Source organism: Roseovarius tibetensis (genome assembly GCF_050896375.1).
Taxonomy (GTDB): domain Bacteria; phylum Pseudomonadota; class Alphaproteobacteria; order Rhodobacterales; family Rhodobacteraceae; genus Roseovarius; species Roseovarius tibetensis.
This window is the reverse complement of record NZ_JBPBBB010000008.1, coordinates 120098-140562: the sequence shown is the minus strand read 5'-3', so window position 1 is coordinate 140562 and position 20465 is coordinate 120098. Positions and strand designations below refer to the sequence as shown.

15 protein-coding genes and 1 pseudogene are annotated in these 20465 nt (G+C 60.8%); 5 read left to right on the top strand and 11 right to left on the bottom strand.

Features of this window, described 5'->3' with window-relative positions:
- Positions 1-515: 515 nt before the first annotated feature.
- Complete coding sequence (locus tag ACROSR_RS08025) at positions 516-1538, bottom strand: exonuclease domain-containing protein (protein WP_432683813.1); 1023 nt, start codon at positions 1536-1538, stop codon at positions 516-518.
- Positions 1539-1612: 74 nt separating this feature from the next.
- Complete coding sequence (locus tag ACROSR_RS08020; RefSeq protein ID WP_432683811.1) at positions 1613-6511, bottom strand: DEAD/DEAH box helicase; 4899 nt, start codon at positions 6509-6511, stop codon at positions 1613-1615.
- A gap of 211 nt (positions 6512-6722) precedes the next feature.
- Here ACROSR_RS08020 and ACROSR_RS08015 point away from each other — a divergent pair, with 211 nt between their 5' ends.
- Positions 6723-8780 carry a DUF262 domain-containing protein gene (locus tag ACROSR_RS08015; protein ID WP_432683809.1) on the top strand — a complete coding sequence of 686 codons (2058 nt, stop codon included), beginning with the start codon at positions 6723-6725 and terminating at the stop codon, positions 8778-8780.
- 38 nt (positions 8781-8818) lie between these two features.
- Here ACROSR_RS08015 and ACROSR_RS08010 read toward each other — a convergent pair whose 3' ends face one another.
- The 8 genes and pseudogenes from ACROSR_RS08010 to ACROSR_RS07975 all read right to left on the bottom strand — a co-directional run bounded on the left by ACROSR_RS08010 (position 8819) and on the right by ACROSR_RS07975 (position 13854).
- Positions 8819-9472, bottom strand: a complete 654-nt coding sequence (locus tag ACROSR_RS08010) for a hypothetical protein (protein WP_432683807.1) — start codon at positions 9470-9472, stop codon at positions 8819-8821.
- Positions 9469-10041, bottom strand: a complete 573-nt coding sequence (locus ACROSR_RS08005) for a DNA methyltransferase (protein ID WP_432683805.1) — start codon at positions 10039-10041, stop codon at positions 9469-9471. The genes ACROSR_RS08010 and ACROSR_RS08005 overlap by 4 nt, the downstream gene beginning before the upstream one ends.
- A gap of 52 nt (positions 10042-10093) precedes the next feature.
- Positions 10094-10486 (bottom strand): annotated as a pseudogene (locus ACROSR_RS08000) (DNA cytosine methyltransferase); the annotation flags it as partial.
- A 71-nt stretch (positions 10487-10557) separates the two neighbouring features.
- Positions 10558-11583 (bottom strand): helix-turn-helix domain-containing protein, encoded by a 1026-nt coding sequence (locus tag ACROSR_RS07995; protein ID WP_432683803.1) that lies wholly within the window; start codon positions 11581-11583, stop codon positions 10558-10560.
- Positions 11580-12005 (bottom strand): VRR-NUC domain-containing protein, encoded by a 426-nt coding sequence (locus ACROSR_RS07990; RefSeq protein WP_432683801.1) that lies wholly within the window; start codon positions 12003-12005, stop codon positions 11580-11582. The genes ACROSR_RS07995 and ACROSR_RS07990 overlap by 4 nt, the downstream gene beginning before the upstream one ends.
- A complete protein-coding gene (locus tag ACROSR_RS07985) occupies positions 12002-12247 on the bottom strand; it encodes a hypothetical protein (protein ID WP_432683799.1) in 246 nt (81 codons plus the stop codon). Before ACROSR_RS07985 ends, ACROSR_RS07990 begins: the two co-directional genes overlap by 4 nt.
- A gap of 29 nt (positions 12248-12276) precedes the next feature.
- Entirely contained in the window at positions 12277-12528 is a 252-nt protein-coding gene (locus tag ACROSR_RS07980; RefSeq protein ID WP_432683797.1) for a helix-turn-helix transcriptional regulator, read from the bottom strand.
- Between the two features lie 324 nt (positions 12529-12852).
- Positions 12853-13854, bottom strand: coding sequence for a helix-turn-helix transcriptional regulator (locus ACROSR_RS07975; protein WP_432683795.1), 1002 nt, complete (start codon positions 13852-13854; stop codon positions 12853-12855).
- 273 nt (positions 13855-14127) lie between these two features.
- Here ACROSR_RS07975 and ACROSR_RS07970 point away from each other — a divergent pair, with 273 nt between their 5' ends.
- A complete protein-coding gene (locus tag ACROSR_RS07970; protein ID WP_432683793.1) occupies positions 14128-14724 on the top strand; it encodes a hypothetical protein in 597 nt (198 codons plus the stop codon).
- Positions 14725-14760: 36 nt separating this feature from the next.
- Here the strand turns inward: ACROSR_RS07970 and ACROSR_RS07965 are convergent, their stop codons facing one another.
- On the bottom strand, positions 14761-16017 hold the full coding sequence (locus ACROSR_RS07965; protein WP_432683791.1) for a tyrosine-type recombinase/integrase: 1257 nt from the start codon (positions 16015-16017) through the stop codon (positions 14761-14763).
- 623 nt (positions 16018-16640) lie between these two features.
- On the opposite strand from ACROSR_RS07965, the gene ACROSR_RS07960 reads away from it, so the two are divergent.
- From ACROSR_RS07960 to ACROSR_RS07950, 3 genes are read left to right on the top strand one after another with little or no spacing between them, the layout of a single operon-like run.
- Positions 16641-16832 (top strand): YlcI/YnfO family protein, encoded by a 192-nt coding sequence (locus ACROSR_RS07960; protein WP_432683789.1) that lies wholly within the window; start codon positions 16641-16643, stop codon positions 16830-16832.
- Complete coding sequence (locus tag ACROSR_RS07955; RefSeq protein WP_432683787.1) at positions 16819-17814, top strand: AAA family ATPase; 996 nt, start codon at positions 16819-16821, stop codon at positions 17812-17814. Before ACROSR_RS07960 ends, ACROSR_RS07955 begins: the two co-directional genes overlap by 14 nt.
- 3 nt (positions 17815-17817) lie before the next feature.
- The gene (locus tag ACROSR_RS07950) at positions 17818-20436 is read left to right on the top strand and encodes a S8 family peptidase (RefSeq protein WP_432683785.1); all 2619 of its coding nucleotides are present in this window, start codon (positions 17818-17820) and stop codon (positions 20434-20436) included.
- The last annotated feature ends 29 nt before the right edge of the window (positions 20437-20465 follow it).

Here is a 20465-nt window from a genome sequence, read left to right as displayed (position 1 = left end):
TTCCGTAATCGCTTCGCTCAAATCCAATTTGTTCAGCACGCATGATAAAAAATTTCTGATCATCCGATGAAAGCTGATCGAATAATGTTTGAAGTTCCTCAATATCATCAGGTTGCCCAAAATCAGAGACACTCGAGTCAATTATCGAATCAAGCTTTGTCATGATCAACCTTCCGCTCGCCCAGAAACGCCAAAACAGAACACAAAATTTTCGTCGATGTTAAAATAAATCTATTTATGCAAGTCAACTTCTAATCAAAGATTTTTTCCAAGGCCCATTTCCTACCTTGCTCGTTAATTCGTCCAAGGTGAGGCGAATCGCAGCTTTCTGCACCTTTGGCCCCTTGCGTGCAGTGCAGCATAAGGTAATTTGGGCTCTCAACTAAATTCATCGCAATCTACACGAATGGCCGCTGTCGGTAAACAGGTTAAATTCTGCAAAGCCCGTTCCCTGCGCACTCCAGCCGTTCGCCCTCGGCAAAGCGAAATTCCGCGACCAGACAGCTGGACAAGCCTCATGATCCAAATCGGGTGGGTCCAGCGCCCGCCGCAATGGCTTTGAATTCGGTTTCTCCGATAATCCGGATCGGGTGGCCATTGCCCTGCATGTCCTCGGCCTTGCGATGTTTGCTGCTCTTTTGGTGACCTGCGAGCACGCTCAGATCCTGATCGTCTACGACCAGATGCGTTGTCTTCTGCGTGACGCCGGCCTTCACGGACATACCAATGCTCGCGGCCAGTTCCGCTGCTTCGGTTCGTGACATGCCCAGCGCGCCGGTGAACACGACCACCGAACCGGCCAGTGCACCGGCAGGATTGCCCTCCTTGGTGATTTCCGGCGCATGGTTGCGCTTTGGGGCAGGCTTGATCAGATCATCGAATGGCACCCCAAGATGTGATTCCGCGCGTAGAACCACCATGGCCGCCGCGCGTGCGTCTTCGCCGGCATCGTGGTGGTGGAAGTCGAGATCCAACACCTGCTTGAGGTTTGCGAGCCCATGACCGCCATTGCCTTTCAGCTCCGGCCAGGCCCGCCGCGCAATCCGGACGCTATCGGACCATCGGAATTCGGGTGCATCCAGACCGCACCACCGACATGCAGCGGTGACGGCCTGCTTGTCGAAATTGCTGTGCTGAACGAGCTGGTGACGAGACAGCAGGGGCAGCAGATGCTCGAGGGCTTCGTCAAATCGAAGGGCGTCAGCCACGTGATCCGGGCCGATGCCGTGCAGCCGGATGTTGAAAGGATCGAACCGCATACCGGGGTTCACCAGCGTCGAGAAGGTATGGATCCGATTGTCGGGGAAGACACAGGCGAGCCCGATCTGGCAAATGCTGGCGGAGTCGCTGCATGATGTTTCGACATCCAGCGCAACGAAGCGGAAATCGTCTGTCGGCACGTCAAGTGCTTGCCGAGGTGCGCGACCTCGGTTCTTGGCCAAGGGAGTGTGCTGTCTCGTCTCGGGCCGGTCACGCTGTTTGCGCTCGGTGCCGCGGTCAGGCGTATTGCCACCCAAAAGCCAGTCGAAAAGTGCCATTACGAATTCCTTTTATTTCTGTCCGAGCGACATCGAGAAAAGTATGTCATGGCTTTCGGAACTTCGGGGCCGGATCACGCCACCTCCAGCTTCGGCAGACCGCGCACGATCTTCATGGTCTCTAGGCTTACCGTGATGACACGCTGGAACAGCTCCAGCGGATAGGCCGGGTTGTTCATTGTCTCGTTGGCGTAGTCGTTAGCATCGTTGACGATGCCGCTGGCCTTGTCGGTCTTGACCACCTGCCGCTCCATCACCCATTCCAGCGCGGGCTTGCCATTCACGACGTACTCGTAGGCCTCCAGGGGTACGTCGGTCATGGTGATGTTGGCGTTGTAGACCACGGTCGTCTTGTCGGTCTCGCCGCGCTTGCCGGCGAATTTCATCTTGGTGACGCGGTAGAAGGCTTCCGGATCCTTCACGACCCAGGTGCGCGGGTCGCCCTGCTTGTAGGTGACCGGATACGGTTCCACCGTCTCGTAGTTGACATGGAGGTCGCCAAGGCGCCGCCCGGCGTCGGTGAAGGCGCGGAAGTCGGTGTAGGTCTTCACACAAGGGATGCGTGGCAACTCCTTGGTCAGGTTGTCGGCATAGCGGTCGCGGTAGTCGGGCGAATGCAGCAGGCCGTAGACGTAGTAGAAGATGTGCTCCTTGGTGATCTCCTCGCTCGGATAGGCCGCCTGGAAATGAGTCAGCCCGGCATCGGTGATCGCGTCACGGCGCTGGAGGCCGGAGGACTGGCCTTCGAAGAGGCCGCCGGGTTCCTCGTCCTGCTGCTCGTAGAGGTAGAGGGGGAAGCATTGGGCGCCGCCATCTGGCTGTAGGCACATCACTTTGTCGACCATAAGCGCAATCTGGCTTCCAGCGCGCCAGTTTCCTTTGATTGCTATGGCGCGGTTTTCGATTTCTGGATCAGGAAAGATCCGAGGCATCTGATAAACGACTTCATTCAAGCGGCGACCAAAGTGCAGCCACTGCATGGAAAAGGGCCGGTAAACAGAAAGAATGATCGCTCCATCCGAAACCTTTAATGGCTTGTCTCGCTTGATGTCGTTTTTCAAGCTACGTGTCCAAGCGATGCGTTTGGGCTCGATTTGAACCAGATCGCTAACATCCTTGGCCTTGTCCCAAGCATTCTCACGGTGGAGGCGTTCTCTCTCCGCCTCATAGAACGCCACGAGTTCAGAAATGTTATCTTCCACTGAAGTCTTGCTTGAGTTGAAGCACCATGCGTCGCGGTTGGTCACCACTCCCAAAGAGTAGTTCTCGAACAACGATAACTCGTCGCGGCTCTTCTTGTGCCCGATCTTCAGGAAAGCATCGAAGCTGGCATCGCGCTGGTTCAGCCAGTCATTCTGATCGTCCGGCGCGATCCGCTCCCAGCCGTCTGCCTTGCTGATCCCCTTCACGGCGCCAAAGTCGCGAATGATCGCCAGCTTCTGCTTCTGATCCAGGTAGTCGCCGATGTCATGAAAGAAGATCCGGCCATGCTCTGCCGCGTCCGGGTTCTTCACGAGCACACTGATGACGATGGGTGTCCGAGTGCCTTCTCCGAAGACATTGCCCTTTTCTTTGCGCCGAAGCTCACCACTCGTTCGCGCATTGCCGCGAAGATGAAATATGTAGAGGTCCGAAAACTCTTCGGTCAGACATGCGCGCATCCCATCCGTCGCGTTTCCCTCCAACCAACCGCCGTTGCTGACATAGGCTACGATGCCAGCGTCGCCGACCCGGTCTGATGCCCAGCGGATCGCCCGAATGTAGCTGTCATAGAGAAATCTGTGTAAAGTTGCGGTAGTCCGCGCGGCGTATGTCTCAGAAATTCGGCGATCCAAGCTTGCATAAGCCACGTTCTTTGCGTTGTCGTCCTCGCTCCGCTGTCCCGCCGAATACGGCGGGTTACCCACGATCACCCGGATATCCAGCTCCCTTTGCCGGGTCCGGCGTTCGGAGTTGTCGGGCATGTAGAGCGCGAGCTCGTCCTTGCCCTCGTACATCTGGAAGGTGTCGGTGAGGCAGATCCCCTCGAAGGGCAAGTATTCGTCGCTGTCGGCGATGCCCTGGTAGACCGCCTCGATGTTAATCGCGGCGATGTAATAGGCCAGCAGGACGATCTCGTTGGCGTGGATCTCGTGACGATACTTGTGCTCCAGCTCCTCCGGCGCAATCAGGCCCGATTGCAGAAGTCGGGTGATGAAGGTTCCCGTGCCGGTAAAGGGGTCCATGATATGGACGCCGCGCGACCCGAGGGTCTGACCGAAGTGCTCGTGTAACATCTCGTTGACCGAGTGCAGGATGAAATCCACGATCTCGACCGGCGTGTAAACGATGCCCAGCTTCTCGGTCGTGCGCGGGAAGGCGTTGCGGAAGAACTTGTCGTAGAGCTCGACGATCAGCTTCTGCTTGGCTTGGGGATCGGTGATGCCATGCGCGCGCATCTGGACACTGGCATAGAATTTCTCGAGGTCGCGCGATTCCTTCTCGAGGTTCGCCTCGTTCAGCACATCGAGGACGCGCTGCATGGCCCGGGAGACCGGGTTTTCGGCAGTGAACTTGTGCCCCTCGAACAGCGTGTCGAAGACGGGGCGCGTGATGATGTGCTGCGCCAGCATCTCGATGGCATCGCCTTCGGTGAGCGCATCGTTCAGATCATCGCGCAGCTCGGCCAGGAAGGCATCGAAGGCGTGTCGAGCCTCGGTGTCGGGAGCCTCCAGAAGGCTGGTCAGACGGGTGATGTGGTTCTTGGCGATTTCGGCTATGGAGGCGGACCAGTCCTCCCAATAATCCCGGGTGCCGCATTTCTTGACGATCTTGGCCTTGATGGCACGCGAGAACTCGTCGATCGAAAAGGTCATCTCGGTCTGGCGGGGATCCGGGCCCTCAATGACATCATCACCATTGCCACCGCTGCCCGAACCGATACCGGACCCGGCGGCCCTCGTTTTGCTGGGCAGGTTTTCGACGACGGCCGTGACGGACCGCAACTCCTCAGAGTCGGCAGTGATGCCGACGATCTCGACACTGTCGCTGATATCCTGGCCGAGCGACATTTTGTTGATGGTGCTGTCAAAGCGTTCGTCATGCGCGCGCAGGGCGTTCAGGATCTGCCAGACAACGCGATACCGCTCATTGTCAGCCAACGCCTGGTCGGGCGGAACCCCGGCCGGGACGCCCACCGGCAGGATGACATATCCCATATGTTTGCCTTCGGCCCGGCGCATGACGCGCCCAACGGACTGGACGACATCAATCTGGCTCTTGCGCGGATGCAGGAACATGATCGAATCCAACGCGGGGACATCGACACCCTCGGACAGACAGCGCGCATTGGTCAGAACCCGGCAGACATTGTCACCGGCGTCTGCCTTCAGCCAGTCAAGCAGCGCGCTGCGGCTCTTGGCGTTGAACGTACCGTCGACGTGTTCGATTTCGCAGCGGAGGTGCGGCGATGGATCATCCACATCGATCAGGCTGTCTTGCCCGAGATATTCATCCACCACGGCGCTGAACTCGTCGCGGATCAGCTTGGAGCTGCGGATATCCTTGGCAAAGGCCAGTGCGCGCCGCATCGGATGCGGATCAGCGGAGACATCCGCTTTCAGGTCGATCTTGGTCAGCGCCTTGTAGCAACCGATGATCTTGGTCGCGTCGTCGAGAACCAGTTCGCTGCCCGCGTCGCCCAGACGTTTCTGGACCGCGGCACTGACCAGCCCCTCGTCCATGGCCAGGACGATGACCTTGTAATCGGTGAGCAACCCGTTCTGAACCGCCCAGCCAAAGCCACGATAGAACAGGGTCTCGCCGAAAAGGTCTGGGTTATCCATGGATGCCAGCTCGGCGCCGACCTCGTCGGCCTTGCTGCGGACGTTGTCACCGAAAATTCGCGGTGTGGCCGTCATGTAGAGGCGCTTGCGGCCCGCGACGTGCTCGTTGTTGTGGATCTTGACGAAATTTGATTCATCATCTCCGGCAAGGGTCGCTCCGGTCGTGCGGTGGGCCTCATCGCAGATGATGAGGTCAAAGTCGGGCAACCCGGCTTCCTGCGCACGGGTCAGGGTGACGATCGACTGATAGGTGGAGAAGATCACCGTCATGCGGTCCGGATCGTCATCGCGCGCCTCGGCCGCGACTTTCAGCGGATCCGTGGTGGCCGGAAATGCCAGATCGTGCAGCTCGATCTCCGCGACATCACCGGCGCTCTTGCGACGTTTGCCGACATGGGCGTCTGAGCAGACCGCAAACGCGCGGATCGGCGTGTCGGTGTCGTTGGTCCATTCCCGCACGGTCTGCGACATCAGGGCCAGCGAGGGGACCATGAACAGCACGCGCTTGCCTTTCCCGGCCATCGCTTCGGCAATCTTCAGCGCGGTGAACGTCTTCCCGGTTCCGCATGCCATGACGAGCTTGCCGCGATCGGCCGTTTCCAGGCCGCTTTCGACGGCTTCGAGGGCGTCGCGCTGATGCGTCAGCAGCGTCTTCTTCGCGGTCAGGACGATTTCACCGCGCGCCTCGAAAATTGTCCAGTCGATCCGGCTTTCCCTGAGATCGGTCAGACCGATGCGAACGACGGGGATCGACTGCCCGCGGATCATTTCCTCCGCGTTCATTCCCCATTCGCGCTCCGTGGTGTCCAGGACAACGCGCCGGCTGAAGGGGGCCTTGCCGGACGCGGATATGAAGCTGTCGATATGCGCCTTCTGGATCCGGGTGTCCGCCGCGAAGAATTTCGCCTGGATTGCGGCAAAGCCGTCCTCGTTGCGCAGTTTGGCAACCAGATCGATTCCGACATCCTTCGCGTCCCGTCCGTGAGCCTTGCCCCATTCGCTCCACGGCCAGACCGCCTCGTACTCTTCGGCCTGAACCGGATCGTTGAGGAAAAATGCAAGTGCAAGGCGTTCGAAATATGTGCCCTTTTCGCGTTCGGTGACGGCAGCGTCGCGGTAGGATTGCAGGATGCGGTCAATGGCGGTCATGAGAATTCCTTGTCTTCTGACCGCAACCTAACCGGGTTTTTCGGACCGGGCGACCCCTTATCATCGGGTGCCGACCCAAGAAAATTTTGCTTCGCCGCGAGAAATATTCAGGCTGAACTGGCCCTTGCCGCGGAAACCTTGTCGAGCGTGCGTGACTCTCCGACCGCGATCTCATAGCGTCAAGGCGGAATATTCGATTGGGAGGCACAGGGTGAAGGCAGCAGAGACCAAGGTTGATCGTTTTCTGGCGAGTAATGAGACATCATTCGCAATTCCTGTCTATCAGCGCAATTATGACTGGGCCAAGGGTCAGTGCCAACAGCTGTTCAAGGACATCCTCGAGGTCGGTGGCAGTGATGACCTGTCTGGCCACTTCATCGGCAGCATCGTCTATGTCCATGATGACGTTTATACTGTCGCGGGCCTGCGCGAGTTCACGATCATCGATGGCCAGCAGCGCCTGACGACCCTGACCCTGATCTACATCGCCATCTATCGCCACCTGGTCGCCGCTGGTGAAGAGCGCGAAGCCCAGCGCGTCTACAAGACCTTCCTGATCAACGAGTTTGCAGCAGACGCTGAAAAGCTGAAGCTGAAACCTACTGATAACAACAAGGCTGCGCTGGCACAGATCATGGATCCGCAGGAGGCGGTCAAGGTCAGTGGGTATTCGCGCCTGGTCGAGAATTTCCGCTTTTTTCAGAGCAGGATTGATGCGTCCAACGTGACAATCGTCCAGAAGGGCCTGTCCAAGCTGATTTTTGTCGATATTGCGCTGGACCGTCAGAAGGACAAACCACAGCGTATTTTCGAGAGTCTGAACTCGACCGGGCTGGAGCTGTCGCAATCTGACCTGATCCGCAACTATATCCTGATGGGATTGCCCCGCAAAGAGCAGGAGCAGGCTTTCCGGAAATTCTGGGAGCCGATTGAGCGCAATGCGCGCAATCTCGAAGTGAATGAAAGCCGCGTGTCCGATTTCATCCGAGATTATCTGACTCTGAAGCAGAAGGATATTCCCAACAAGGGCGCGGTCTATACCAAGTTCAAGGAGCGCTTTCCCAGGCCAAACTCGCCCGAGTTGATGGAGGCGCTGGTCGAAATTCGCGATCTGTCGAATGTCTATGCGCGTTTGCTGAACCCTACTCTTGAGCCAGACGCCGAGATTGCCCGCGAACTCGGCTACATCCGCACACTCGAAATCAACGTGTCCTACCCGTTCCTGATGCCGGTCTATCGGGATTTCCAGGCGGAGGTGATTTCCCGCGATGATTTCGCCGAGGTGCTGCGGCTGGTGCAAAGCTATGTCTGGCGCCGGGCCATTCTGGGCCTGCCCACCAACGCGCTGAACAAGATCTTCATGGGCCTATATGACCGGGCGGAGACCGAGGACTATTTGAAATCGGTCCAGCGGGCGCTGATGCAGCGTGGCGGCACACAGCGTTTTCCGCGCGACCCCGAAGTGCTCGCTGTCCTCAAGGAGAAGGACATGTACAGCGTCAAGGGCCGCACGCGTATCTATTTCTTTGACCTTCTAGAGAACCACAACAACCGAGAGATCGTCGATGTCACGTTGCCGGGTATCACGATCGAGCATATCTTCCCGCAAAACCCAGATCCGGAATGGCGCAACACCGTCGATGAAGATGACTATGCTGCGATGGGAGAGCAGTATCTGAACACCATCGGCAACCTGACGTTGTCTGGCAATAATGGCCGCCTTGGCAACAAGACCTTTGCCGAGAAACGGGACATGAACGAGAGCGGCGGCGAGCAGGGTTACCGTTTCAGCCGTCTGTGGCTCAATCGCGACTTGCAGACCCTTGATCACTGGAATGTGGCTCAGGTCGAGGCACGGGCAGAACGTATCGCCCAGCGCTTTCTTGAAGTCTGGCCCGCGCCCAGCGTGGATGTGTTGGTCGGCCCTGATGCCGAAGAGGTCAACATTTTCGAGGCGGAGGAGCCGAAGTTCAAGAAACTGGAATATGCCGTTTTCCTGGGGAACCGGCTCTGGGTGACGCAGGTCAGCCGCCTTTATGTCGAGGTCATCCAGCTTCTGCTTTCCGAGCAGCCCGATGCTTTCAAAGGCACAAAGCTTGGGGATCGCATCCAACTGACTGCCGATCCCGCGAGCCTGCGTCAGTCGGTCCAGGTCGCGGAAGGCTATTTCGTTGAGGGGAATATCGATTCGACGACCAAATTTGAGAGGATGAAGTTCATCCTGGCCGAACTCGGCATGGAGGACGAGCTGTTCATCAAGTTTGCATAGCAGGTGAGTCGTTTTCATCTGGGTTTGCATTGGGTGCTTTATGCCCAAGGTCGCACCTTCGGCATCACCGCCTTCACTTTGATCTCTCGCAGCATTCCGCCCCCGATCAATCCATCCCGCACCCAGCCCAACGCTTGCCACCAATTGTCATAGGCGCTCCGCGCAGCTTCGATCTGCCGTGGGTCCGGGGAGAATGTCACGGGACAGGCACGGACCTCGACGGTTCGCCACTTGCCGCCCACCTGCACCCGCTCGGTGTCCACGACTTCCGTCACAGCGCGGTCGCCATGCCGGTTGCGTTTCATCTCCACCGGCACGCAGCGCGGAACGGCACCGGGCATCCAGTCCGGCGTGAGCCCAGCGCGCGCGAGTTCAACCACTCTGATGGCCATGCGCTTGCCGCCGAGGCTGTCGGGCATCCCGGCGACGGTGGCCGCGATCACTTCTGCATCCGCATGGGTGCAGCTGCCCATCTTGTATCGGCCACCGTCAACCTTGCAGCCCAGCGCCGCGCGCTGCATGAGGACGTATTCCAAACCGAAGCCCGAGCTTTCCTCCAGCACGTCCTTTGGCGGGGGCAGTTCCAGCTGCGCCTTCTCGATCCGAAACGCCCATTCCAGCGCCGCTTGCACGCCCAGTGCGCGTTTCACGCGGTGACCGTCCGTGCGGCCGATCCGTTGCTGCATGCTCATGGCTGCAATCCTTCAAAGAGATCCATCTGCGCTGGGCCGTCCGGCCCCTCCGTGGGCCGCCAGATCCACGGGCCCGAGGCCATGGGCAGCTGCGAGAGCGCGCCACGCGTGCGCTGCTGCCAGAGGGTGAACGCCGTTGCCGAGCAGGCGCAGAGCGCGTGCCCGATGGGCCAGCCCATCAGCCATTCGACGAAGAGCGGGTTCAGCCGCCGCCGCGACCGGCCCTTCAGGATGCGGCGACATGCGGCGCGCCCATGCGAGGCAATCATCGAAGCCCAGAGCGGGCGCGAGATCGGGGCGTGCGGCGAGGATGGCAGCCCATGCGGCGTGATCGCCGGGGCAGGGCGGGTGAAGCCCTGCTCCGCCCGGTAGTGCAGGATATCCATCCGGCTCTTGCCATCCGCCCGCGTAACGCTGGCCGCGCTGCTGCCCTTCCAGTTCTGTGCTGCCGGAGTCGGCCACTGGTCCGACATCGCTTTCGCGATGCCCAGCGCCAACGCTTCCGCCTTGCGCGTCAAGTCGTTCTTGCTCGCCGGGTTGTAGCTTGCCGTGCCGGGATGCAGGCTCATCGGTGTGGGCCAGGATGAAGATGCGGAGCCGCTGGTGCGGCGCGCCGACCTCTGCCGCGCTGAACAGACCCGCCGCAGGAGTGTAGCCCAATCCCCAAAGCTCTCGCAGCACGGTTTCGAGCCCGAGGCTGACATGGCCGGCGACGTTCTCGATGAAGACCCATTCGGGAGCGCAATCCTGGACAACCCGGGCGACCTCGGGCCAGAGGTGACGGAAATCGTCGGCCCCACCGCGCTTTCCGGCGGCGCTGAACGGCTGGCAGGGATATCCGGCAAGGACCGTGTCGAACGCCCCATGGAAGGGCCGGGCGTCGAAGCTGCGCAGATCGTCCCAGATCGGGGCCGGAGCGAAGTAACCTGCGCGCTGGGCGGCGATGAGGACGGCGCGGGGCCAGTCCTCCCACTCGACAAAGGCCCGGGTGTGGTAGCCGGGTTCGGCGAGCATGACGCCCAGATCAAGGCCTCCGCCGCCTGCGCAGAGGGACACTCCGTGCCGGGGAGGTAACACCAAGCCATTCACTGCACCCCCCTGGCCTGCAGCCGCTCTCGCGTGACCAGCCCGCGGGCCAGCATGGCGGCGCACATGGCGTTGCTGATCATGCCGGCGGGCAGGAACCGGTCGGAGTTCACCAGATCGGCGTAGAACGCGGCTAGCTCGTCCTCGCCGGGCGGGAGGCCGGCATCGCGCTTGCGCTGCCGTTTGGCCGTTCGGCCGCCGGCACCGGACGCGGATCCTTGCGCATCGTGGCGCGCGGCGCGGGCCATGGCGCGATCGAGCGCCTTGGGTCCGTCGGGCGGGTCGGGATGATCGCGGCGGGTGTCGCGGGCCACCTCGAGGATCCGGTCCTTCGAGAGCCCGAGATCGTCGATCCAGCGGCGGACATGGGTCCGGGCAGGCCAGCCCTGCCACCAGCCCGGGAGGGCGCCACCCGGATCGAGGCCCAGCGCGCCGAGCAGCTCGGCAAGGAACCGATCAAAATCGGCATCGCGCGCCGGCGCGCCCTCCTCCTCCTTTACTGATTCCCTTAAAGGTTCCCTTACAGGGTTAGTGTCCGGATTCCGGACACGGGTCAGGGTATTTTCCGGACACGGGTCGGCCTGAAAATCGGACACGGCTCCGGCCTCGATACCGTGTCCTGTTTCCGGACACGGCTCTGGCGCCCCGAGCGTTTCGTCCGCACCCCCCTCGGCGTCCGGGAAAGGATCTGCGGGGTCCTGATCGCCGCGTCCGGTTTTCGGACACGGGGGTAGAGCATCTGGGGCAATGCCCGGCTCGAACCCCAGAATGTAGCGCGTGGGCATCTGCCGCTTCGTAACGGGATGAATGCGCGGCACGCGTCGCAGGAGGCCGGCCACCTCCAGCCGCCCAAGATGCTCGTTCAGCGTCGAGCGGCTGATCTCGCAGTCATGTGCCAGCCGCTCCTGCGAGGGAAAGCAGCCGTAATCCGGGTTGAACCGATCACAGAGATGCCAGAGCACGATCTTGGTGGTGGGCTTGAGGCCGCGCTGCTGGATGGCCCAGTTGGTGGCGGCGTGGCTCATGGGTCGGCCCTCCGCGCTGGGCGGGCACCCGCGCTCCCGGTGGCATCTGGTTGCACCACGCGCGTGGTGATCCCGTGATCCGCCAGCGCGCCCAGCGCGTCATCAAGCGAGCGCACGAGCGCCCAGCCAAAGCCCTGCGCCTGCACGGCATCGCGAAACGCCGCCTGTGCTGGGCTGAGCCTGCCCGAGGGGGATTTCAGCTCCAGAAACAGCACGCGGCCACCACTGAGCACCATCAGATCGGCAAAGCCCCGATGGACGCCCATGCCGACCAGGATCGCCTGGCGCGTCGCCCCGCGCGGGCCGGGCTGAGTCACTTCGTTGGCGCAGTGATGAATGATCGCCCCTTTCGGCAGGGCGAAGCGCAGGGCTGCGACAACCGCGCGCTGCAGATCCGCCTCGGGCGTGCCACGTTGGGTCATGACATCACCTCGGGATCGTCATCCGCGTCCGGGCGCTGGTGCCGGCCGTGGCGCTGCGGCGTGCGTGCGTCGACGATCAGCAACAGAACCTGTGCCTCCCTGCGCTCGGCTTCGCACTCGCCGTGGCGGGCCAGCACCTGGCAGGCCAGACGGATCAGGTGGTCCGAGTGATGCGCCACGTCGGCGATCACCGCGCGGGCCTCACTCAGCCGGTCGGAAAGCCAATGCGGATCTTCGGTCATTACGCTTCGGGGTGGGGAGATATCTCGTGTCATTTGCGCCCCCGGCGTGTCCGGGTCGCCGGGCGGCTTTGTTCCTGCGCATTGATCCAGTCCTCGACCGAGGCGCGCCGGTAATACACCTTGCGGCCGATCCGTGTGCAGGGCGGTCCCAGCTGGCGGGCTTCCCAGCGGGCGAGCGTGTCGCGGGTAAGCCCGAGTTCACCGGCAAGCTGCTCGCGGCTGATCCAGTCGGCCAGCAGGTTCAGGGGGTTGTCCTGCGGGGCAGGGGCTGTTGTCTGCATGTCGAACTCCTTTCCAGATCCCGGCGAATGCCGGTGACGGGCAGAGCGAAGCAGACGTGCAGGGGCGGAACCTAGGCAGAGACCGGAATTGAAGCGCCGGGGGCCATTCCGCCCCATGTTTTACTGGCGATTTGCCGTTCTGGCGGAAAGCGGAACGGGCGCACCCCCCAGCGCCATTCCGCCGTTTCCGCAGGTCAGGGGCAGGTCGAGTCCGCCGCTCGGCGTCCCGGGCGATGCCGAGCCGCGTTCAACGGCACGCATCAGCACACTTCGGACGGCGCGCGGAAAACCCCGATCCGCTGCTCTCCGGTCGTGCGTCAGGCGTCAGGGCAGCGCCGGAAAATCGCCGCGGCGATGCGCGTCCACCATGGCGCGCAACTCGGGCGGGGCAATCACCTCGACCGTGTCACCCCACTGGTAGAGGTGCCAGGCCATCTCCAGCCAGCCGCCGGCGGTGAAGCGGATGGTCAGGCTGCCATCGGCCTCCGTCTCGACCTGCTGATCGGGATGAAAGACGAAATCGCGCGCGACGGCAGCTGCCGAAGGTGCAAAACGCCAAACCACCGGGCCATATTCTGCCTCCGAGTGAAACGATCCGAACGCCCGGGCGGAATGCGCGGCCAGATCGAATCCGGGATCGCGCACGAAGGAGGTGGGCAGCAGGGAGGCGCGGCTGATCCGGTCGAGGCGGAAGTGTCGGCAGGCAGCGTCATTTCCGCTCGTTCGCGCGATCAGATAGCAACGCATGCCGAACAGAACGCCGTAAGGCTCTACGGCCCGCGACCTCGGTGTCGCATCCCACGCACCGGCATAGTCGATCTCCATCATGAACGGCCCCTTGAGGGCCGCATCGATCACGCCGAGAACCCATGGATCGTACCGGGCGCGCGGACCCGGACGGCAGGCATGGCCCCTGGCCTCCAGAATCGCCTCGGCGTCGACTTCGGCGCGCCGGGCAAGTGGCGTCGGCATTGTGGCCAGCAACCGGTTGCGCAGCGAGGTGAGCGCGGCAACCTCGGTCAACGCCCCGTCGCGTTCCGCGCGCCGGATGCCCATGTCCAGCGCCGACAGCTCGCTGTCGCGCAGGCCCTGCATGTGCAGCAGGCGATGGTCGCTCAGCTGCCACCACTTGCGCCGATCCCCATCCGTGTAGGTCTGCACCATCGGAAACGCGTCTTCCAGCGCGCGGGACATGCGCTGAGCGGTGCGCAGGTTCACGCCGAAGATCTCGGTCATCTGCACGAGGCTGATACCGTCCGGCCGGGCGGCGGCTTCTTCGGCCAGGCGCATGATGTCGAGGGCTTTGCCGAGGCGTTTATTGTCCATGTTTCGTCCCTGACCGAATCTGACGGGGATGCCAATTACAATTCTCCCTAAAGGCGAATAGCGTCGCCTGGTCAGCTAAGGGCGATTCCTGCTGTTCGTGTTCCCGATCACCGGCGTGCATTTCGCCGGGCTCTCAGGACATGGGCGATGATGACGCCCTGAGGCGTGTTCAACGACCGCGATCCTATGTCCAGGGCGCTGTTTCTGAACGCGATCCCTGAAGCACCCGTTGCTGACCCGGGTGTTGTCGAGTGAAGAGAGGATGCACAACTCATGACCCTGCCACCCAGAGCTTTCTATTCCCTGACCGAAGTTTCCGCACGTTGGGGTCGTCCTGCGGCCGATATTGCCGAATGGGTCGCGACCGGTCATTTGACGCTGGTCACCAGCATCGCCTCGGTGATCTGCGGCAAGGAACCGGTGGCGGGCATCGTGGCGGTGAGCGCTGCCGACATGATGCGCATGTTCCGCCGTCACGGCCCGAGCGAGGAGGAATGCCGGGTGTTCCGCATTCGCGTGCCGGGCCGAGCCGAGTGGCAATACATCACCGACCCGGCGGATGGCGTGCTGATCAAGCGGACCGATCTGATGCTGATGGCCGACGAGGCGCAAAGGTTCGAGGAGGATCGCGACTTGCTGCGCCGGCCGGCACAATCGCCAGGGGCGATGCCCCGCTACGATTGGGAGGGGGTCAATATCATGCTGATCCAACGGATCAACGACCATGGCCTGCCCGCGACGCAGGGCGAGCTGGTCACCGAAGTGCAGGAGTGGTTCGCGCAGAACTCGCCGACGGGCGATATCCCGGAAGAGAGCACCACGCGAAAGAAGATCGCACCGATCTGGCGGGCGCTGCGCGAAAGGGTCTGAGCGGCATAGGGAAAAGGGGGCCCTTGCGTACCCCCATCAGGCACCCTTCCGGTCCTCGTCGGCATCGTGCACCAGCTGCGGGCGGGGCCGGAAGATGCTGGCAACGGTATCGAGCCCTTCGCGCAGCGGCGAATCCATCAGGTGCGCATAACGCTGGGTCGTCTGCATTTGCGTGTGGCCCAGCAGCTTGCCGATCATCTCGAGTGATGCTCCGCCGCTGACCAGCAGGGAGGCGAATGTGTGCCGCAGGTCGTGAACCCGCACCCCGGGCAGGTCGGCTTCCGTCTGGATGGCCTTCCAGAACCGGCGGATTTCCTGCACCGGCTGGCCGGGCGTGTCACTGGGAAACAGCCATGGATTGCCGCATGGCACCACAAGCTGGCGCTGGCGCACGATGGTTGCGACCTCGTTCGAGATCGGGATGCGGTGGATCTTGCGCTGCTTGGTGGTGGCGGCGGGTTTTGACCAGCTGCCGAGATCGAGGTTGAACTGCTCGAACCGGGCCTGCCGGACCTCACCGACCCGCGCACCGGTCAGCATGCAGAGCCGGATGATCCCCGCGGCGCGCTGGTCCTCCGCGGCGTCCAGCGCCTTGGCCAGTCGACCGATTTCCTCGGGCGTCAGGAATCGTTCGCGCTCATTCTCGAGCCGGCGGCGAAAGCCGCTGGCGGGGTTGTCGTCGCGCCAGCCCCAGTCAACCGCCAGCGAGAACATCTTGCGCAGCACCTCGCCCACGCGGTTGGCGCGCACCGGCGTGGGCTTTGCCCCCTGCAACTTACGGGCCCGGTTGTTGGGTTTGGTCTTCGAGGGCCGTGCGCGGCCCGCCGCAATTTTCGATAGCAGCTTTTCCACATCGGCCTTGGTGATCTCGGTCACCAGCCTGTTGCCCCAGTCGGGTGCCACCAGCTTGTGCATGATGGTGTGCTGGTCGGCGGCATTGCGAGGGGCGAGATGCGGGGTGTGCTCTTCGAGGTAGCGCGTGATCATGTCGCTGACCCGAGGAGCCTCACGCGCCAATTCGCGCAGGCTGAGCGGATCGAAGCCTTCGTCGATGTCGCGACGCAGCTCCTTGGCGCGTTCGCGCGCGGCCACCGTGTTCCATTCCGGCCAGCGCCCGATGGTCATTCGCCGCTGCCGCCCGCCGATCCGGTAATCCAGGGCGAACGCCCGGTTTCCCGAAGGATATATGGTGATCGAGAACCCCCGCACGTCGGTATCGAAGATCTGGTAGTCCCGCCCGAGGTTCTCGGCCTCCCGGACATTTTTCTCATTCAGTTTCAGCCTTTTGACCATGGGTTTCTCCCCTTTCCTCGTCCTGACATGAGGCGTGGATTCGCGCCGGTATCAAGCAAAGCATGGCGGCAGGACCGGAATGCAGGCAGAAACCGGAATTGAGTTGGAAAGGAATGTTCCGGTTGGGTGTAGGCTAACGGGTTTAGGCTGGAACTGACCTTTGCCGCATCAGGCTCGAATGGCCGTGATGCGCAGAGAGCTGACCCTGCAAATTTGCGAACCGTGGGTGGCCTTTTTGACGTGCCCGGCCCTTAGCGGCCATTCATGAGGAGCGCGGCGAAAGCTCGCAGGCAGACCGGAACGTTAATCGGTTCGATTGGCCGGGATCGTCAGCGGACATTCACCGAAGCGGATCTGATTGTTCCTTGAGCAGCAGAACGCACCTTTTCGGTGCGCATGCAGCCGAGTCTAGCCTGAGCGGTGGTAAAGCGCAGGAAGGTGGCTTCGCAAAACTGGGACCGTAGTAGGGCTTGACTGGAGTAACAGCACCCGTGAGCATTCCCTTGGCGTTTCTCGGGTCACCCCAACTTCCAGATTGTGAGCACGGCAAAACCAACAATCTGGTCGACATATCACAGTGACTTCGATACGGCGTCATTGTGACATCACAGTGGCATTTGTCTATGAACGATCAAAGAAACGATAAGGGACGTGTTCCCGTGACAGTCCGGGTCCCGGAACACATCCTCAAAGACATCGACTCGTGCGTGGACAACGCGGAAGTGCCTGTATCGCGAAACCACTGGATCGTTGAAGCGCTGATTGAAAAACTGAAGAGATCAAAAAACGGGATCGGGGCAGATGGCGCGCAGTGATCTACTCATCTCTCTAGTTAAAGCGAGTGTGAGCGGCGACAAGAAGGCCGTCCGTACTGCTGTGGAGAGCATCATTGCTGAGGAGAAAGCCAAACAGCACCGGGTACTTGCTGATCGGCTCGCCCGCGCTCTGCACACTAATGGGAATGGTACGCGCACACTTAACCACGCGGCTCATGACACCGGAAGCCGTGGCCGCGAATTTCTAGCGGAACTGACCCCAAAGCTTCAGCTAAGCGACATGGTCCTAGCTGACCAGACCCGAGAGACCGTTGATCAGCTTATCGAAGAACAGCAGCGTGCGAGCTTGCTGCGGTCTCACGGGCTAGACCCTCGACACCGGGTCATGCTGGTAGGGCCTCCCGGTAACGGCAAGACGTCCTTGGCAGAAGCGATTGCCGAAGCGCTGGCAGTTCGGTTCTTTGTCATTCGCTATGAGGCACTGATTGGCAGCTATCTCGGTGAAACTGCTAACCGGCTGAAGCGCGTGTTTGATTACGTGCGCACGACGCCCTGCGTGGTATTTTTCGATGAATTCGACGCCGTGGGAAAGGAACGCGGAGACACTCATGAAACCGGAGAGATTAAGCGGGTCGTATCGTCACTGCTAATGCATGTCGATGAGCTCCCAAGCTATGCGGTCATTATTGCAGCCTCGAACCATGCGGAGTTGCTCGACCGAGCCGTTTGGCGACGTTTCCAGCTTCGCCTGCCTTTGCCGGCTCCAACCGAAAAAGAACTGACAACTTACTTTGACAGGCATTTCCAGCAGTTTGATGGGAAGCCGGGTATCGCGCCTGCGACTTTGGCGAAACGCCTTGGGCCGATTAGCTATGCCGAGGCAGAGGAATTCATTCTGGATATTCGGCGGCGGGAAGTGCTCTCCATGCGGGAGATCCCTCTTAAAACCATCTTTGCGAATCAAATTAAGGCCTGGGAAGATCGCGCCAAACCAGTCGGACAAGAAGAGGGCGCGAAGTAATCGATGGCTGAACGTCCTCTTCTCGGATTGCTGCAACCAAATCGCACGACACCAAAGGGGCGTGCTGTGCCTATCCAGGAGAAGGTTGCAGCTCCTTCCGTCGACCGGCAGGCACAGCGGGTCGGGCCGAAGTTCGACCGGCTGTCTCAAGCTCTTCCCGATGCACAACGTCTCGCAGCGCTACAGGATGATCCCGCCGCGATTGCGCCCGAACGGGCGCTGGTCTTTGAGATCGCAAGCACTGTTGTGGATTTTCACCGTGCCCTCAGCCAGATCAGCGGACTTGAATTGCTGGGCGAAGACGAAGATGAGGTTGAACCAGACGACGACTTTGCGACGACGGATAAAGATGGCAACCGCCGGGAAGATAAAGCCGTACCACGCCGCCTTTTCTTCACTTTGCCCGACGCAGTAGCGTTGCGAGAGTTGGTAAGCCTTTGGAACCGCTACAAAAACGGTGAAGAGATCACCCGGCCTCATACGGAGTGGAAGAGGGTCTTCGCGCACCTATCCGATATTCGACCCTGGGGCCCACAGGACAGAGTGACGGAAGACGCCAAGAATGAGTGGCTGGAGCGTCTTCGCGACTTCCCCGATGATCCGGTCCGCTTTGAGGTGGAATTCTGGTATCGGGCGACCGTCGCCCTTCGTGACCGGGCGCATCAACGGCTTGCAGCAGTCATTGGTGAAGCCGGAGGCCAACTGCGTGATCGTGCCACGATCCCCGAAATTCGGTACGACGCAGCGCTAGTAGAAGTTCGTCCGGAGTTTGTGCAAAGCATTCTGGACCATCCAGACATTGGGCTCGCCGCATTCGACGAAGTAATGGTGCTGCGGCCCCAATCCCTTGTGACAGACCCTCACGGCCCGGACCTGGAAGATGCCAGCGATATTAAACCTGATGGAGAGGCTGAGCTGGCGCCGCCAGTTGCTGCCCTCCTTGATGGCATGCCGATGGCCCAGCACCAGAAGCTGGCCGACCGGCTGGAAATAGACGATCCCGATGACTTTGCTGCGCAGTATGGTCAGGCAGCCCAGCAGGTACATGGCACGAGCATGGCCTCGCTGATTCTGCACGGCGATTTGAACAGCGCCGCCCCAACCGGCCCGGTTACACGTCGCCTCTATGTGCGTCCGGTAATGTATCCGCAACAGGTTGGTTTTGATGCATTCGAAGAACGAATGCCCCCGGACAAACTGGCCATCGACCTGATCTGGCGTGCGTTTCTTCGGATGTTTGAAGGCGAAGGCGACGAAGAGCCCACAGCGCCCACGGTCCGTATCGTTAATATGTCCTTGGGGGATCTGAAACGCCGTTTCGCGGGTGTTCTGAGCCCTTGGGCACGGCTGATCGATTACCTCGCCTGGCAGTATGGCGTTCTCGTTTTGGTAAGCGCTGGCAATATTCCTGACGCGGTGCCGCTCGAAGAGATTGCAGTATGGTCCGACTTCGAGGATGCAGCGCCTGAAGAGCGGGAAACTATTCTCCTGAAGGCAATCCTGCGGAACCGCGCATATCGCCGTCTTCTCGCACCGTCTGAAGGCCTCAACAGCTTGACGATCGGGGCCGCGCATTTCGATGAGATTGGGCCCAACGGCGCCGGTGCCATGGCTGTCGATCCATATGCTAGCCCCTTCCTACCAAACCCAAGCTCGGCACAGGGCCTCGGCTATCTGAGGGGCGTAAAGCCGGAGCTCTTACTGCCGGGCGGACGTGAGCACATTCGAACGCGTACGAATACCGCGCCGATATCCGTAACCCCCGTACTACAGCCGGGGCGCTTCTTTGGGATCGGGGCAGCCGCCCCTGGCACTGCGGGCGAAACGTCTAAGAAGCTCAACTTTAGCGGTACCAGTGTTGCGACAGCTGTGGCGACACACGGCGCATTGCGTATCCTGGAAGCGCTGGAAAAACTCCCGGTGGAACCGCCACATCCCGCCGTGGACCCTTCGTTTCATGCAGTCGTTCTCAAGGCATTGCTTGTCCACGCGGCCAAGTGGGACCCGGAGATTGCTGCCAAAATCGAAGAAATCTCGAAGGAGAATGGGACGGGTTACTGGGAACATCGGCGCGACGACGCTGCCCGCCTGCTTGGGTTTGGAGTTGTAGACATTGATCGTGTAATTGATTGCGCCGAAAACAGGGCAACATTGATCGGATGGAACACGATACACGCCAAGGAAACGGACGAGTTTCGCATTCCGATCCCGGCCGAACTCGAAAACCTCGGCGGCTTTCGTGCAGTGACAGCGACTGCCGCCTGGCTTTCCCCGCTGAATGTCGCCCATCGGATGTATCGAATGGCCAAGCTGGACATCAATCATGGCGGCGACAAGGGACTGTCGCTTGGAGTAGGAAACGCAAAAGACCAGCCCTCTCACAATGCGTATGGACGTGGGACAGTGTTTCATCGACGCTGGGCCGGAGACGACGCGAAGCCCTTCGTAGATGATGGGGACATTGTGTTAAACGTGTCCTGCAAGCCGTCAGCGGGGGATCTGGATGTCCCCATTCCATATGCAGTGGCTGTGACGTTTGAAGTTGGGGCAACTGTGCCGGTTGCCGTGTACGAACGCGTAAGAGAGCGCCTGCGCCAGCAAGTTGCTGTTCCAGCCGTATAGTCCTTTGCTAACGCACACTGCATACGCAG

Bases quoted from the DNA above. Each gene is read 5' to 3' on its own strand.
- ACROSR_RS07965 (WP_432683791.1), bottom strand. From the start codon at position 16,017: ATGGTCAAAAGGCTGAAACTGAATGAGAAAAATGTCCGGGAGGCCGAG.
- ACROSR_RS07955 (WP_432683787.1), top strand. From the start codon at position 16,819: ATGGCGCGCAGTGATCTACTCATCTCTCTAGTTAAAGCGAGTGTGAGC.
- ACROSR_RS07985 (WP_432683799.1), bottom strand. From the start codon at position 12,247: ATGACCGAAGATCCGCATTGGCTTTCCGACCGGCTGAGTGAGGCCCGC.
- ACROSR_RS07995 (WP_432683803.1), bottom strand. From the start codon at position 11,583: ATGAGCCACGCCGCCACCAACTGGGCCATCCAGCAGCGCGGCCTCAAG.
- ACROSR_RS07950 (WP_432683785.1), top strand. From the start codon at position 17,818: ATGGCTGAACGTCCTCTTCTCGGATTGCTGCAACCAAATCGCACGACA.
- ACROSR_RS07970 (WP_432683793.1), top strand. From the start codon at position 14,128: ATGACCCTGCCACCCAGAGCTTTCTATTCCCTGACCGAAGTTTCCGCA.
- ACROSR_RS07980 (WP_432683797.1), bottom strand. From the start codon at position 12,528: ATGCAGACAACAGCCCCTGCCCCGCAGGACAACCCCCTGAACCTGCTG.
- ACROSR_RS08005 (WP_432683805.1), bottom strand. From the start codon at position 10,041: ATGAGCCTGCATCCCGGCACGGCAAGCTACAACCCGGCGAGCAAGAAC.
- ACROSR_RS07975 (WP_432683795.1), bottom strand. From the start codon at position 13,854: ATGGACAATAAACGCCTCGGCAAAGCCCTCGACATCATGCGCCTGGCC.
- ACROSR_RS07960 (WP_432683789.1), top strand. From the start codon at position 16,641: ATGAACGATCAAAGAAACGATAAGGGACGTGTTCCCGTGACAGTCCGG.
- ACROSR_RS08020 (WP_432683811.1), bottom strand. From the start codon at position 6,511: ATGACCGCCATTGACCGCATCCTGCAATCCTACCGCGACGCTGCCGTC.
- ACROSR_RS08025 (WP_432683813.1), bottom strand. From the start codon at position 1,538: ATGGCACTTTTCGACTGGCTTTTGGGTGGCAATACGCCTGACCGCGGC.
- ACROSR_RS07990 (WP_432683801.1), bottom strand. From the start codon at position 12,005: ATGACCCAACGTGGCACGCCCGAGGCGGATCTGCAGCGCGCGGTTGTC.
- ACROSR_RS08010 (WP_432683807.1), bottom strand. From the start codon at position 9,472: ATGAGCATGCAGCAACGGATCGGCCGCACGGACGGTCACCGCGTGAAA.